The organism is Nostoc punctiforme PCC 73102 (assembly GCF_000020025.1).
Taxonomy (GTDB): Bacteria; Cyanobacteriota; Cyanobacteriia; order Cyanobacteriales; family Nostocaceae; genus Nostoc; species Nostoc punctiforme.
On record NC_010628.1, the window covers coordinates 7,552,629 to 7,566,993 of the forward strand.

At 41.7% G+C, this 14,365-nt stretch carries 20 protein-coding genes; 6 read left to right on the forward strand and 14 right to left on the reverse strand.

Annotated features, from left to right (window positions below; all coding sequences use genetic code 11):
- Positions 1 to 17 precede the first annotated feature (17 nt).
- Positions 18 to 836 carry a DUF1206 domain-containing protein gene (locus NPUN_RS30950; RefSeq protein ID WP_012412335.1) on the reverse strand — a complete coding sequence of 273 codons (819 nt, stop codon included), beginning with the start codon at positions 834 to 836 and terminating at the stop codon, positions 18 to 20.
- A 208-nt stretch (positions 837 to 1,044) separates the two neighbouring features.
- Between NPUN_RS30950 and NPUN_RS30955 the strand changes: the two genes are divergently transcribed.
- Both NPUN_RS30955 and NPUN_RS30960 read left to right on the forward strand, forming a co-directional pair.
- Positions 1,045 to 1,914, forward strand: coding sequence for an alpha/beta fold hydrolase (locus tag NPUN_RS30955; protein WP_012412336.1), 870 nt, complete (start codon positions 1,045 to 1,047; stop codon positions 1,912 to 1,914).
- Positions 1,915 to 2,220: 306 nt separating this feature from the next.
- Positions 2,221 to 2,676, forward strand: a complete 456-nt coding sequence (locus NPUN_RS30960; RefSeq protein ID WP_012412337.1) for a pentapeptide repeat-containing protein — start codon at positions 2,221 to 2,223, stop codon at positions 2,674 to 2,676.
- Positions 2,677 to 3,000: 324 nt separating this feature from the next.
- Here NPUN_RS30960 and NPUN_RS30965 read toward each other — a convergent pair whose 3' ends face one another.
- From NPUN_RS30965 to rplU, 7 genes are all read right to left on the reverse strand, one after another.
- The gene (locus NPUN_RS30965) at positions 3,001 to 3,717 is read right to left on the reverse strand and encodes a molybdopterin-dependent oxidoreductase (protein WP_012412338.1); all 717 of its coding nucleotides are present in this window, start codon (positions 3,715 to 3,717) and stop codon (positions 3,001 to 3,003) included.
- A 7-nt stretch (positions 3,718 to 3,724) separates the two neighbouring features.
- Positions 3,725 to 4,321: a cytochrome b/b6 domain-containing protein gene (locus tag NPUN_RS30970; protein ID WP_012412339.1), complete on the reverse strand. Its 597-nt coding sequence runs from the start codon at positions 4,319 to 4,321 to the stop codon at positions 3,725 to 3,727.
- Positions 4,322 to 4,432: 111 nt separating this feature from the next.
- On the reverse strand, positions 4,433 to 5,125 hold the full coding sequence (locus tag NPUN_RS30975) for a cytochrome c biogenesis CcdA family protein (RefSeq protein WP_012412340.1): 693 nt from the start codon (positions 5,123 to 5,125) through the stop codon (positions 4,433 to 4,435).
- 8 nt (positions 5,126 to 5,133) lie between these two features.
- On the reverse strand, positions 5,134 to 5,739 hold the full coding sequence (locus NPUN_RS30980; RefSeq protein WP_012412341.1) for a thioredoxin family protein: 606 nt from the start codon (positions 5,737 to 5,739) through the stop codon (positions 5,134 to 5,136).
- A gap of 111 nt (positions 5,740 to 5,850) precedes the next feature.
- Positions 5,851 to 6,246 (reverse strand): hypothetical protein, encoded by a 396-nt coding sequence (locus NPUN_RS30985; protein ID WP_012412342.1) that lies wholly within the window; start codon positions 6,244 to 6,246, stop codon positions 5,851 to 5,853.
- Between the two features lie 689 nt (positions 6,247 to 6,935).
- Positions 6,936 to 7,232: a 50S ribosomal protein L27 gene (gene rpmA, locus NPUN_RS30990; protein WP_012412343.1), complete on the reverse strand. Its 297-nt coding sequence runs from the start codon at positions 7,230 to 7,232 to the stop codon at positions 6,936 to 6,938.
- Positions 7,233 to 7,262: 30 nt separating this feature from the next.
- Positions 7,263 to 7,670: a 50S ribosomal protein L21 gene (rplU, locus tag NPUN_RS30995; RefSeq protein ID WP_012412344.1), complete on the reverse strand. Its 408-nt coding sequence runs from the start codon at positions 7,668 to 7,670 to the stop codon at positions 7,263 to 7,265.
- 433 nt (positions 7,671 to 8,103) lie between these two features.
- On the opposite strand from rplU, the gene NPUN_RS31000 reads away from it, so the two are divergent.
- Positions 8,104 to 8,337, forward strand: coding sequence for a Nif11-like leader peptide family natural product precursor (locus tag NPUN_RS31000; protein ID WP_012412345.1), 234 nt, complete (start codon positions 8,104 to 8,106; stop codon positions 8,335 to 8,337).
- 296 nt (positions 8,338 to 8,633) lie between these two features.
- On the forward strand, positions 8,634 to 9,725 hold the full coding sequence (locus NPUN_RS31010; protein ID WP_012412346.1) for a nucleotidyltransferase domain-containing protein: 1,092 nt from the start codon (positions 8,634 to 8,636) through the stop codon (positions 9,723 to 9,725).
- A 172-nt stretch (positions 9,726 to 9,897) separates the two neighbouring features.
- On the opposite strand, the gene NPUN_RS31015 is transcribed toward NPUN_RS31010, so the two are convergent.
- The 6 genes from NPUN_RS31015 to NPUN_RS31040 all read right to left on the reverse strand — a co-directional run bounded on the left by NPUN_RS31015 (position 9,898) and on the right by NPUN_RS31040 (position 12,742).
- Positions 9,898 to 10,953 carry a hypothetical protein gene (locus NPUN_RS31015; RefSeq protein WP_012412347.1) on the reverse strand — a complete coding sequence of 352 codons (1,056 nt, stop codon included), beginning with the start codon at positions 10,951 to 10,953 and terminating at the stop codon, positions 9,898 to 9,900.
- A gap of 54 nt (positions 10,954 to 11,007) precedes the next feature.
- Entirely contained in the window at positions 11,008 to 11,286 is a 279-nt protein-coding gene (locus NPUN_RS31020; protein ID WP_041565737.1) for a hypothetical protein, read from the reverse strand.
- 489 nt (positions 11,287 to 11,775) lie between these two features.
- Positions 11,776 to 11,898 (reverse strand): hypothetical protein, encoded by a 123-nt coding sequence (locus NPUN_RS44310; protein ID WP_272913945.1) that lies wholly within the window; start codon positions 11,896 to 11,898, stop codon positions 11,776 to 11,778.
- Complete coding sequence (locus NPUN_RS31030; protein ID WP_041565739.1) at positions 11,895 to 12,077, reverse strand: hypothetical protein; 183 nt, start codon at positions 12,075 to 12,077, stop codon at positions 11,895 to 11,897. The genes NPUN_RS44310 and NPUN_RS31030 overlap by 4 nt, the downstream gene beginning before the upstream one ends.
- The gene (locus NPUN_RS31035; protein ID WP_041565740.1) at positions 12,070 to 12,300 is read right to left on the reverse strand and encodes a hypothetical protein; all 231 of its coding nucleotides are present in this window, start codon (positions 12,298 to 12,300) and stop codon (positions 12,070 to 12,072) included. The genes NPUN_RS31030 and NPUN_RS31035 overlap by 8 nt, the downstream gene beginning before the upstream one ends.
- 73 nt (positions 12,301 to 12,373) lie before the next feature.
- Complete coding sequence (locus NPUN_RS31040; RefSeq protein ID WP_012412348.1) at positions 12,374 to 12,742, reverse strand: hypothetical protein; 369 nt, start codon at positions 12,740 to 12,742, stop codon at positions 12,374 to 12,376.
- A 417-nt stretch (positions 12,743 to 13,159) separates the two neighbouring features.
- Here NPUN_RS31040 and NPUN_RS42850 point away from each other — a divergent pair, with 417 nt between their 5' ends.
- Entirely contained in the window at positions 13,160 to 13,654 is a 495-nt protein-coding gene (locus NPUN_RS42850; RefSeq protein WP_041566517.1) for a helix-turn-helix domain-containing protein, read from the forward strand.
- 41 nt (positions 13,655 to 13,695) lie between these two features.
- Positions 13,696 to 14,217: an IS630 family transposase gene (locus NPUN_RS42855; RefSeq protein WP_202947524.1), complete on the forward strand. Its 522-nt coding sequence runs from the start codon at positions 13,696 to 13,698 to the stop codon at positions 14,215 to 14,217.
- Positions 14,218 to 14,365: the final 148 nt, after the last annotated feature.

The window sequence follows — 14,365 nt, forward strand, 5'->3', positions numbered from 1 at the left end:
TCTCAGCACCGCACCATCTAAACATTGACTAGCCGACGATACCGTGCCTGTATTATTGTGTAAATTCCATAGGCAACCAAACCTAGTGCCACAATACCCAAAAGCCATGCTCCATAGGGCTGTTGCGCTAAAGTCTGTAATACTTCATCCAAACCTTCTGCGGTCGCGGCGTTTGATTGCCTTGCAGCTTCAATTAAAAACCAACCGATAATACAAAATACTATACCCCGTGCCGCTAAACCAAATCTGGAAATCCTCATTATCCATTGGGCTTGTATGTTGCTTAACTCAGTTAAATTGAGTTCTTTACGAAATTTGCCACTACAAGCTTGATAAAACTGATAGAAACCTAGAGCAATTACAAACACCCCCACAGTTGCAACTAACCATTCACCAAAGGGTTGAGAAAGCAAACGTGCTGTCGAATCTTCAGTAGAATCACTACTATTTTTACCACCGCCTGTACCCGTAACGATTTTCACAGCACTTAAGGCTAAACTTGCATAAATCAAGCCATTAACTGCGTAACCAATTTGCACTGCCAAACCTTTGGCATCATTACCTTTATTTTCTGGGTCTTTAATTGCCTGTATAAAACGCCAGATTACATATCCGATCAAGCCAATTGCAACTAAAGCCAGCAAAAATTTACCAAATGGCTGGTTGACGATTGTTTGGAGAGCGCCTTGGGTATCAGTTGTTTTACCACCCCTGCCAAAAGCTGTCTGTGCTGCCAGTAGTCCAACTATACCGTAAACTACTCCCTTGGAAACATAGCCAAATCGTCCCAGTCGCTCAACCCACAATGAAGCATGGTTTGTCAACTGTTGTGTCATGGTATTTGGGAAGAATTATTATATCTATCCTTTACCAAAATTTACCCAACATTCGCATCTATCCCAGGGCAAATTGTCTAATATTTTTGCAAAAAATTATTATTGTAATACTATCTTTTAATAGATGTGAGACTTCTCAAAAGAATATTACATTTATTAAGTACAGTATTATTATTTAGTACTTTTTAATCCTGAATTTTGATTAATTATGTCTCTAATAGAAACTTCTTGGAAACATGAATATATAACTACCAATGGGGTAAAACTACACTACGTTACTCAAGGGGAAGGGCCATTAATGTTGATGTTGCATGGGTTTCCTGAATTTTGGTACTCTTGGCGACATCAAATACCAGAATTTGCCCAAAATTTTAAAGTCGTCGCCCTTGACTTGCGTGGTTACAACGATAGTGATAAACCAAATGAGCAATCAGCTTATGTCATGGATGAGTTTATCAAAGATGTTGAGGGAGTAATTAAAGGATTAGGATACCAAAAGTGTGTTTTAGTTGGACATGATTGGGGAGGTGCGATCGCTTGGAATTTTGCATACAGTCACCCTGAAATGTTAGAACAATTAATTATTCTTAACCTGCCTCATCCTGCCAAATTTGCCCAAGGGTTACGCACTCCCCAACAGTTGCTACGCAGCAACTATATATTCCTCTTTCAACTACCGTGGGTACCAGAATTAATTTTACAATCTTCCGACTACCAAGCTATTGAAACAGCTTTTAAAGGTACAGCAGTTAACAAGAGTGCTTTCACACAAGCCGATATTGATGCATATAAAAATGCTGCTGCAAAACGCGGTGCCCTCACAGCAATGTTGAACTATTACCGCAATATTTTTCAGCAGAGAATGCTAAATCCAAACTGGGGCGTTCTGGAAGTACCAACACTGATGATTTGGGGAGAAAATGACACCGCACTCGGCAAGGAACTAACCTATGACACCGCAGCTTATGTCCGAAACTTTCAAATCAAGTATATTCCTGATTGTGGTCATTGGGTGCAGCAAGAACAGCCGGAATTGGTTAATCAGTATATGCGAGAATTTCTAATAGACTTAACCTAATTTGTGAATTTGCGAGCAAATCAATTAATAAAGTATAAATACTTATCAAAAGGCCAAATTATGGCAAGTAGTGCAAGCCTTTAAAAAGATTTAACAGAGATTTAACACTGGCAGCTTTTTAGGGTTTATCGGGTAAAAATCGACCAGAAACAGGATATATGGAATTTTTTATCTCGATATTATAGCAAGTTCATATCATAACCAACTTGTTAACGCATAGGATACATTGACCTCACGAAGTTTAGTGAGATAATAGAGTTGTGAGGGACAGAACGGACGCAACTTGATTATTAAGGGGGAAAATATATGAAACTTCAGCTATTAGCGGCCATGGCCTTAGCAACTCCCCTATTTTTCGCTAGCTCGGTGAGAGCCGAAAATCCGCAGGATTTACAAAAGCTGCTTTCAACTGGGGAATGTATCCAGTGTAATTTGTCGGGGGCTAACCTCAGTGGCGCTCATTTAATTGGTGCTGACTTGAGAGGCTCGAAGCTTGAAGGAGCAAACCTTGTAGGAGCTAACCTCGAAGGTGCTGACTTAACAGGTGCTAACTTGGCAGGTGCTAACCTAACATCAGCTTATGTAAGCAATGTTAATTTGAAGCAAACCAATCTTAACAGAGTAAATTTTACCGGCGCGACAATTCACGATTCTAATGTCTATAAAGCATCAATGAACGATCTAAATCTCACTGATGCCGAAATATTTAACACTGGAATTGGGATTGGTGGAGAAGATGCCGAAATTCCCGATTGGAAATAGGCTGAACTGAGTAGGCAGGTGAAAATAAACACAACATCAGAGAAACTGGTTTTTTGCCAGCATTATCTTTAAAATCTGCCTATACAAAAATAAACAATGAAACCCCTCTTGCTTGTAATCACTTTACTATGACGCAAGCTGAGGGGGTTTTTTATTGGGATTGAGCCGATTTGTCTTGGTGCTATTTTGAAAGCACATAATCAATGATGCTACTTACTACAGGGAAAACTCACTATCAAATTCGGAAAGTGAGGATGAAAACGATTATCACACCGTAGCAATCTCAAACCCTTCCCACTTCTTTACTCAGAACTGTTTCGCTGACTATAGCCCTGCAAACCACTCATAGCCCTGATCTTCCCAATAGCCTTTAAGAGGTAACAAACTGCTGACAAATGTAATTTGAGTCACCCACTTACTTTGCTTGTAGCCCAGTTTAATTGGGGATGCTAGACGTATGGGCGCACCATTATTAACTGATAATGGTTGTCCATTCTTTTGATAAGCCATCAGGGTTTGGGGATGTACAGCAGAGGCAAGATCCCAGCTTTCATAATAGCCATCAGCAGATTTAAAGTAGACATAACGAACGTTTGACTTCGGCTGTACCAGCGCTACTAAGTCTCGCAATCGCACACCTCCCCATTGAACGATCGCAGCCCAACCTTCAACACAGACATGGCGGATTACCATTGAAGTCAAGGGAAGTTTTTCAATATCCCCCATACTCAATTGCATCGGGTTACTAACCTCGCCATCAATCTTCAGGCGAAACTGCGCCGGATCAATTTGCGGTGTGAAATCAAAGGAATTGATGAGCAATTTGTCTGCTTCTATGGCACTAACAGGAAATTCTGGAACTGATTTCTGACTTAACAGGAGTGCTTCTAGACGTTGGTTTAGTGGTTCAGATATTTGCCGCAGATTATCTGAGAACAAATTTGTCCCACAGCCACCTAAAAGAAAGCCTACCCCTGAAAGTCCAGATAGTTGCAGTAATTGGCGACGGGATAAGGTGCGTTTGGGAAGAATCAGACTCATAAGACCTCTACAGGAACATAGACTTAACTAGACGGATACTTCCTACCTTCAGGGCAAGTAAGGAATGAGCAATTGTAAACAGTATGACTGTGGGAACAGTGATAAAGTGAACAGTGCGTAGAGTTTGCCAACTACCAAACAGCCCTGAAAGCCAATGCAGTTGGGCAGGTTTGTACATCGCCAGACCACTCAAGATTGCCAGCAGTAGCACTGGAATGATAGCAGTATAAACTAGCCGATGCCATGCGTAGTTCTTACGCTTTGGGTTCTGGCTGACTTGCAATGCTTTTAAGTCACCGCCATCGGCAAAGCGACGCTGCCAACGCCGAGTTACAAAGATATAAAGCCCATACCAAAGTAAATTTAGTGAAAACAGCCACATAGCAGCAAAATGCCAGTGTCTGCCACCGCCTAGCCAACCTCCCAGCAAGATAAAGTCAGGAAAATGCCAACCTTCACGCCCGCCAAATACTGGATTAGCATTATATATTTGCAATCCGCTAGTAATCATCAACATGAGACTGATGATATTAATCCAGTGAAAGGTCTTTGATAGAAAAGTCTGACTTGGTGTTGAGCGGACTTTGCGTTTAGATGAGATCATACCAATTTTGGATTTTGAATTTTGGATCTTAGATTTTTAGATTGTTCCCAGTCAGACTTTTGGATTGGGTCTTCTAATCCAAAATCTAAAATTGGCACGCTTATGGCTGTCTCATAGAGGTTGAGTAGGAAAAAACGGAGCCAGCCAAAGTTGTATCTGGACATCCCAACCGAGAAGAATAGCAATTGCTGTTGCTGCGATCGCTACGCCACCAACGCGCTGCAACACTGCACTATGGGGGCGAAGATTGAGGATTCGTTGGCTGAATACTCGTCCACCGTAGGCGATCGCTAATAAAGGTAAACCTGCTCCGATTCCATAAACAACCAATAGCCAAAATGCACCTGCGACTTGATGATTAACTGCCGCTAGAACTAAAATTCCTCCCAAAACCGGCCCAGCACAGGGAGTCCACAAAAGCCCCAACTGAGTTCCTAGCCAAAACTCACCCATGAGTCCGATTCGTGTGGGTTTCTTAGCCAAATTGCCGACTGGAATATAAGTAAATATTCGGTAACTCCAGGTAGGAAAAATTGCAATTAATCCCAAAAATAAAATAAGTGCGATCGCGCCACTCCTTAATAAATTAGCCAAACCCGTAAACCAGGCTGATGTTACACCAAGTAAGCTACCTGCCAGGGCAAAACTAGCAATTAATCCCCCTACCAGTGCTACTGGCCCGTAAGTATGCGATTGGAGCGATCGGCCTAATAGCACAGGCAAAATCGGTAAAACACAGGGTGAAAGGACGTTCAAAACTCCCCCCAATAAAGCCAGACTAATTGATAAAGTAGAAGTCGTCATAATTCCTTCTACCCCAATAGCTGGCGGATAGTTTGCTCTATTTTTTCGTATGCCCCTTCACCAATATGGTCATATTGTAGTAAGCCCTGGCGATCGGCTAAAAATATATGTGGCCAATACTGATTTTCGTAAGCGTTCCAAGTTTTATATTCGTTATCAACCGGAACCGGATAAGTAATTTTGTGTTGTTGTAACGCCTTTTTTATATTGTTTGGATCTCGCTCAAAAGCAAACTCTGGTGTATGGATACCAATCACCTTGAGTCCCTGCGACTCATACTGCTGATGCCATTTAGTGATGTAGGGCAGAGTACGCTGACAGTTAATACAAGCAAAAGTCCAAAACTGTATTAAGATAACACTGCCTTTGAGGTCAGCGATCGCTAAAGGGCTAGAATTAAGCCACTGACTGATACCCTGAAACTCTGGTAAACTCTTACCTGCCGGAGTTTTCACAGTAGTTTCTAAGTCTTGCGTATTGTTACTTTTTGCAGGAGAAATAGAAGGGGCATTCACTTTTCTAAAGTTGGAAAATGTTGTAGCTGCACCGATTCCGACAACCCCTAAGCCAAGATAAAAAAGTAACTGACGGCGGTAAAGTAGGTTGTGATTCATCAGAATTTCTCCTGTTGAGGTAAAAGCACCAAAGTATAGGGATTGGCTCAAAATTTTCCTGATAAGCAGCCCCTAATCTTAGTACAAAAAAAGTGAGATGCAAGGCTGTGGCTAGGGCTTGGTGGAAGCCGGGGATTGCTTCATAGCATCGCCAGCCTTATCTTTACCCATCGCATCTTTGCCCATAGCACCGCCAGCTTTATCTTTACTCATCGCATCGCCAGCTTTGTCTTTGCCCATCGCATCTTTGCCCATTGCATCGCCAGCTTTGTCTTTACCCATCGCATCTTTGCCCATTGCACCGCCAGCTTTGTCTTTACCCATCACATCTTTGCCCATAGCATCGCCAGCTTTATCTTTGCCCATAGCATCGCCAGCTTTATCTTTACTCATTGCAGGAGAGGCTTCAGGGGCAATTTGATTGTTGCTTGCAGGACTGCTAGAGCAAGCAGTGAGACTGGCGGTTAAGCTTAAACCAGCAATTAAACAAAGTATTTTCCAGTTCATAGTCTTCTTTCGTCCTTTGGATAGTTCTTTTTGTATTGATTGACTCAGAGGAAATTAAGCTAAAAGCAGATTCATAAAGGCTATTGAGATAAAGAAGATGCCTTCTTGTAGAGGATTTCATCAGACATTTACTACTGATGTTTGATTTATCCCGAACATCTAAAGTATCTCTATAATGGCTGAGAGCTTATTGAAACTAAGCCATAATTTTCATAAATTTATCCCTTGAGAAAATTTAGTTAATTCTCAGCATTTTCTCAGGTATTCATGGTAGCTCAAAGCCAAAATCTAATTTAGGTATTATTTCAGCAAAATCTCATACTGAAGAATGTAGAGATGTAGCTGCTACGTCTCTACAAGGGTTGTCGATAACACACATCTAATTTTTGGAGATGTTTAATCCTAAGAGTTTCAGAACAAACCTATCTCTGGCTGGCTATCCTGAACTTTGGAACATCCAAAAAATTGGTGCTTAAGACTTGATATGCGATGCCTACGGCAGCAAGCTACGCAACCCAATTTTCTTGTGTAATATTTTGTTAGTGAAGAATATCTGCGCTTTGATGATCCTGATACTAACCTATGGACAACAGAGGAACAAAGCGACTTTTAGAATATTTATGCAAATCTGACCATCATACCAGCGCTAACTAGCGATTAGGGCGGGCAGTATTACCCACCCTAAGACTTTAACTTGCTACTGCTTCAGCAGGGGCTGTCTCAACAGCAGTTAAAGGTAAATAAACACTAACTTTTTTACGGGTTTTGCCCTTTCTCTCAAACATTACAACACCGTCGATTAAGGCGAATAGAGTGTCATCGCTACCAATACCGACGTTGTTACCAGGATGAAATTTGGTACCGCGCTGACGCACGAGAATGTTTCCTGCACGCACAACTTGACCGCCATAACGCTTGACACCCAGACGTTGGGCATTAGAATCACGACCGTTGCGTGTACTACCTGTTCCTTTCTTATGAGCCATGATTTCCTCTTAATGTATCTACTTTTTTTATTATTCAGCAGCGGTTTCAACTTCTTCGGCAGGAGTCTCATCTAAAACGGGGGTTTCCTTCTCCGCTTCTCCTTGGGCAACAAATACTTCACCGTTAAGGGTGATGGAGTCAATCATAAGTCTGGTAATTTCCTGACGATGCCCCCGTTTTTTGCGGGTTTTCTTTTTCGGCTTCATCTTGTATACCAAGACTTTACGACCTCTGTAATGTCGCATTACAGTCCCTTCTACAGTTGCACCTGTCACTAGTGGCTGTCCAATGCTGACTGCGCCATCGTGCTGCACGAGTAATACGGAGTCTATTGTAACTTTTTCATCTGGTTCGGTGGGAAGCAGTTCAATGTCATAAAACCGCCCTGGCTCTACTCGTATTTGTTTGCCGCCAGTTTCAATAATCGCGTAAGTCATGGAATTGTCCTTGAGGTTGCCGTACAGGTAGCTGGTTTTTATCTCGTTTAGAGAGGTTTTTGCCAGCTTTTGTAATATGTCTACCTGATCCGAGCAGGAATTAGACAGACAATCTAACATATTATTTTATCCACAGGTGCTAAGTCAAGCTTCCATTTGCCAAAATTCGTGATGGCGATCGCTTACCCAAAAATCAGAATTGATACTTTTTATTGAAATACAGCTTCTATCTTAAGAGTGATTTTTACAAACTACTAGAAATATTTTAGATTCAAACTTATAGTTTCTTATCAAAATCTCCACATTTCTCTTACTTATTTTAAAATTAAAATTACACAGCTTAATCTAATAGTTCTTTACAGAATTTAGTGAATCGAAAAAAATCAAATTACTACATTCAAACCTGATATTGAAAACAGGAGATGGATTTGTCATGACACAGCAAAATGCTACCCGACTTTTTCAAGCCGTAAAAAAAGATCAAGCATTGCAGCAAAAGCTTAAAGCAACAGCTGATCCAGAAGCTTTCATCAAGATTGCTAAAGAGCGTGGTTATGACTTCACAACTGATGAACTGGAAAATGAAATCAACAAGTTATCAGAAGAAGATTTAGCCGCCATTGTCAATCCAGGATGGGGAACTAGACGGCACATTCTTCCTAGATAATTCCTATTCTAGGAAACTGAAAATATAGGAACAACTGAATTGACAAGTTTTGCTCCTCAAGGGGATACCGTTGCATCATCTCTTTTAGGGGCATTTCTGTGAAATTAAGCAACTCTGCTTCCCATCTCCCCACCCAATACTTTTCGGTTAAACCCAATAATCTCTCTTTTGGTCTGGGGAAAGGGAAATTCAAACCCTTTCCGTTTCCCCTTTCCCCCTTCCCCCTTAACCGAAAAGTATTGTCTCCCCACCTGCCTAACTCATGAGTTAGGATGGCTATATTTTAATCAGGTGATATGGAAAGAATAGAAGTTGAGCAAAGAACTATTTTAATTGGTTTGGCAGGTAGCCACGGCTATGGTTTAAATCGTCCTGATTCAGACTTTGATTATCGGGGAGTATTTATCGCGCCCAAAAGGTACTACTTGGGATTTGATCGTATAGAACAAAAAGATACTGGTTGGGATGAACCAGGAATATTTTCATTTTTGAATGGTAACAAAGACACAGTTATATATGAATTAAGAAAAATCCTCCTGTTATTAGCGGGTGCAAACCCCAATGTTTTAGAATTGCTCTGGTTAAATAACTATCCTTTTGTAAGCGCAGTCGGACAGCATTTAATTAATCATAAGCAGCTATTTTTGAGTAAGAAGGTAAAACATACTTACACTGGTTATGCCTTTGCTCAAATCAAAAAGATGGAAACTCATCGTAAATGGTTGTTAAAGCCACCGCAAAAAAAACCAATACCATCTGACTTCGCCATAGAAGACGAAGCCCCCCTCAGCAAAGATGAGTTAAATGCTTTTCTGGAGTATCTTTATAACTTAATCAGAGGACGAATTGAGTTTTTGGAAGAAGCGGAACAGTTATACAAATTGCTGACGGCAGATATTGATTTTAAAGGAGTGTTAAAACAATATACTTTACCCGATGAAACTTTAGAATATACTCAAAATTTAACCAATAGCCGTAAAGATTTTATCCGTCTGCTTCAAAAAAGCCAAAATTATCAAATAGCTTTAAGAGAATGGAAGGCTTATTTATCTTGGCAGGAAAATAGGAATCCGGCTAGAGCAGAAATGGAAAGAAAGTCGGGTTTTGACCTCAAACATGGGATGCACTGCATTAGATTATTACGCAGTGGAGTAGAAATATTGCGTCAAGGTGAAGTGATTGTAGATAGAAGAATAGCTGGTGATGTTGAAGATTTAAGAGCTATTTTGAAGGGTGAGTATTCTTATGAGCAAGTGATGAAAATGGCAGAAGATTTAGTCGCTGAGATGGAGGTTGTCTACGAACAATCTACCCTCCCTCACAAACCTGATTTAGAGGAAATTAATAAGTTGTGTATGGAATTGGTAGAAATGCAGGGATGGCATTAACAGTCAGTGTTTTGAGTGCTTTTAAATATTTTTGAGTAGCGGATGAGTCGCGGTTTAATTCAGGCATCATCAAAAATCTGGGCATTCGCCCTTGGTAGCTTCTGGGTGAACGTAATAGTGAAGTACTGTATTTACATCGTCTCCGATCCAGTAGGCAACTCTGTCAGGGGAGTTACCAGAAGCGATCGCCCAAGTTGCAAAAGTGTGCCTGGTAGCGTAAGGGTTCAAGTAAGGAATTTTTTCCTGATTTGACAACTTTCTCACTACTCCGGTCTGGTTTTTCCCGTCTCGGTTCCAAGCATGGCTTAACGCCGAAACTAGTCATTGAACAGCCTCTTTTTGTTGAGAAGAGACGCGAATCGCCTGATGCTGTTGGCTTCATCGATAGCAGTAGTTCATGTAATTTAGCTCCGGCGCTGCACTGAAATATTCTGCTTTTACCGTTCTTTGTGCCTTTCTCTATCCCCAAAAGGTTTTTTGATCTAGAGATGCTGATCTGTAAGCAATCTCTCGAAATATCTTTCCAGGTAAGAGCAAAGGCTTCACCGTGTCGGCAACCAGTCCAGAAAAGAAACTTTATGAGATTGCTGTAATGACTACATCGCTCGTCAGACTCAAAAGCTCCGATGATCGTATCTCGCTCTTCTCTGGTGAAAGCTCTGCAATCATCGGTGTTATTCTTAATTCTCTTAATTTTTTTGAGGCTCTCAAACGGATTAGCTTTGATGATTCCTTCCTCTAAAGCCCAACGACAACATTGGTCAAATCGGAGTAAATATTTTGAAGCCATAAACTGGCTGGTGTTCTCCATCAGCCAATTTCTGATTTTTGGCGCGTCTAAAAGTGAGCGCGATGGTAGCCGGTCGATAGTTCTGCTTACCACTCTGTAAGTAGAGTAAATTGTGGTTGCTTCTATCTGCCTGGACTGAAATTCTGTAAACATCTTCCATAACTCCCCCAAGTTGCCTTCCCCCAAAAAGTGAAGGCGACTTGGGGGAGTTGCGATCGCACTAGGTCTAAACTGGTATCTCTCCAGAGTGGGGTCAAAGCGCCCTAATGAAATATCGGTTACTATGGCATCCCGACGTAAACGCACAATATCGCGATTACGTTTAAGGTTTTTTAAACCCGTAGATATTTGAAATTGCTTAGGAAAACCTTTAACCCGAAACCGCAGCAAGAGTTTGTCTGACCGTGGATCGGAGCTAATCCACTTATCTTCAGTCATAATTCGTCAGAGTTTGTATGAATATCTTCAAAAGTTAAATAGATTCTGTTGACTTCAATTTATTTCGCTTCTTTCCTTTAGAAATTTCACCGCACCAGCGCATATTTCTAATCTTTTGGTTTCGTCCAACTCATAGTCAGTCATGCTGATGATCAGGTATTGCTGTTCTCTAAAGGTCAAATGAATGTGCCTAATGTGCATATCTGGATAACCAAGCATCCCAGGAATAACCATCTCACGAACTACTAATGATTCTTCAGTGAGCGATTCTTCTCCAGCCGTAAACCCGTGCTTGTTTTCCTTTTCCAAATCGTGATAAGTGAGATAATTCATATCAATTGCAGAGTTAAAAATTATTTGGAATTTTTAAGTTTTTTGAATTTCAGAAAAATTGTCTACAACCCCTAAAATCCTTTTCTGGCAAGATTTATAGCCGTCTACAGCCGAGTTTTTGCAACCAAAAAATTGTAGACGCTGTAAACGAACTCTATAACCTCAAGAGGTGAACTCAAGAGCGATCGCAATAGTATTTAAAATCCCTTGCTATCACTCCTCAATCCACCTGTGAAACCTTGCCTACAGGCTGTAGACGGACTGTAGGCAAGCTGTAGACATTACTTTGACCACCTCCAGCCGAAGCTGCTAAAAAGCGCCGGAATCGTTAGAGATGCTGTGAGGTCAAAAGCCAAGTCCGCCAGATTATCTGGCAGTGTGATCGCGTTCACCCACCCTTTCTTAAATTCCTCCAACCTGTTGGAATGGGGAATCGGGACTGGGGAATAGTGACCCCGGTCGCTGGGAACCTCTACGACTATTTTTTGCTCATCTGCCATACTGCACCTCGATTTTGAGGTAGAAAGGTCGATTGCTCTCCTGTTTGCACAGGGCGACGATCGCAATTACCAGAGCGGCTATGGTGCAAATAAGAATGATTGCTTGATTCACTCCTGCTCCTTCTTTACGATCTCCATGTTCAGGTCAACCATTGCCTGGTATGCGTCGCCGAGTGTTCTCTCTGGCTCATACCCTTTAGAATCTATCTCTTGGTACTCAGGATGATTGTATATTTCGGAAATTTGCAGCGAAACTTCGATAACCAATTCGCTAAGTTTTTTGTTAGTCATTACTGTTACCCCGATCGCTGTACTGCCCGTAGCCGCTTGTATGAGTAAGTCTTTCCGAGATGCAGTTAATTACTGGGTTTTCGCTTACAGGTAGCGGCTTTCCCTCAATGTAAGCGGCTGAGATTTCGGCGCATTCCTCAGCACTTGCACCATTGCCGAGTAGCTGTGCTTCGGGGAACCCTGCGCGGTGAATTTCGTTACTGGGATTTGGCTTTTGAGTCATATAATTTTTGGAGTGTGGTTTCATTGATGTGCCGCATCTGGCGATCGCGTATCTGTGCGGATGGCGATCGCCTTTAAAAATCGGATTTGGTGGCAGTAGTGCTGTTAAAAAGGGTTACAAGCCATATCTGCCAAGTTTTTCGCCTTGTTGCGCTAACTTCGATTGGTTGACGAGTATCAAGGCAAACTGCCCGTCCGTCATTTAGTTTGACGTAAAGGCTTTTCCCGGTTTTTGACCGAGAAAACAATTGACCGGGTTCTAAAGTTCCAAAGCCTACCTGCGTTCTGCCTACTACATATTCAGCTTGGTGAGAATCAAATCCCTCTGAGAGTGGATCGTCTGCCATCTCTTTCCACTCTCGTGGTTTGCCTTTGCGATCGCTCTTGTTCGTGGTCGTTCTGCCGTTAGTAATGGCTCTATCTGTTGTTTGTTGGTCGGTCATAGTCGGTGACGAATGCCTTAATAGTGGGTGATATGTACCTCGATAGTGGGTGACGTGTGCCTCACAAGTGCGTTAATAGTCGCTCAATAAATGGGCTGATTCTGTGGCTCAATGGTTTGTGTTAACTGGCTTTTAGCGTTTTTGGGTGACGTTTTACGGAGATGAGTTCTGTTACATTCATCCTGTCCACTCTTTCCAACGTGATTTATTTGCCGATTGTTTTTGGGATATCCAGGGCACTTTGCTCTGGATTTTTAATGGGAACCGCTAACCCCGCGACGCTACGACTTACGGGTGAATGCAGCTATTAATGAGACGTTCCGAATGGATGAAGGCTACGTATTGTAATACCAATTCTGTATGAAGATGCGCCAAACTACGTCAAACTTATAGATGGGTGCATTTAGTAATTTTGTTATGAGTCGTCCATTCCAAATCGAGATTTCAGAAAGCCTTGAAGAATTGGAGAAAGCTCTCAGACATGCCACACAAGCAAGCAGCAAAGAAAGATTGCAAATGCTTTATTGGCTCAAGAGTGGGCAAGTAAGCAGCAGGCAATCGCTAGCAGAACGTTTAGGCCGTGATGAAGCAACCATAACTCGTTGGGTGAGGAAGTATAAAGACGAAGGACGAAAGGGCTTGCTTGAAGTCAAACATGCACCCGGAAAAGTTCCGAGTATCAGTGGTTCAGACTTAGAAAGCTTGAAACAGCAGTTACAAGAATCATCTGGGTTTCAAAGCTATGGCCAAATTCAACAATGGCTTAAGAGCGAATTAGGACTTTCACTTGCCTACAAAACGGTCTATGAAGTTGTTCACAACCGTTTGGGTGCAAAGTTAAAAGTGCCTCGTCCTCAAAGCACCAAACAACACCCAGAAAGTCTATCTCACTTTAAAAAAAACTTCCTTTAGCATTCAAATTCTTACAGGAGGAATTTGGAGAAGGGAAACGATTGAGGTACTTGTGTCAAGATGAAACACGTTTGGGATTAAAGACAATTGCAGGACGTTTAATCACTGCTAAAGGGGTTAAACCCGTGGGCTTAATTCAATGGCAACGTGAAAATTTTTATTTATACGGAGTTGTGGAACCCCTAAGTGGATACAGCTTTTTCTATGAGTTTCCCTACCTCAATGGTGATTGTTTCCAACACTTTTTGGAGTTACTCTCTGCTGACCTTGGCGATGATATTGCGGTTATCCAGTTCGACCAAGGGGCTTTTCACAAAGCGAAAGCTCTCGATTATCCAGATAACATTATCCCGATTTTTCAACCTCCTCACTCTCCCGAACTTAACCCAATTGAGCGGTTTTGGGAATTTCTCAAATCTAAACTCCAATGGGAAAATTGTAAAACCCTCGCGCAACTACAGCAGAAGTTAACTGATGCCCTTAAAGCAATTACACCTGAGATGATTGCTTCTCTTACTTCTTACGACTTTATCCTTGAAGCCTTATTTAGCGCAGCTTCATAAAGAATTGGTATAAGGTTTACAAGGTCTACAGTCTGAGAATGAAAATCAATCGGCACGGACGCGCCGAAAGTTCTGACTCAGTTAGAGATACAGCTTATTTTCAGTCATGGCTTAGACAATGACCGAGATAGAACTTTATTTGGCGTGT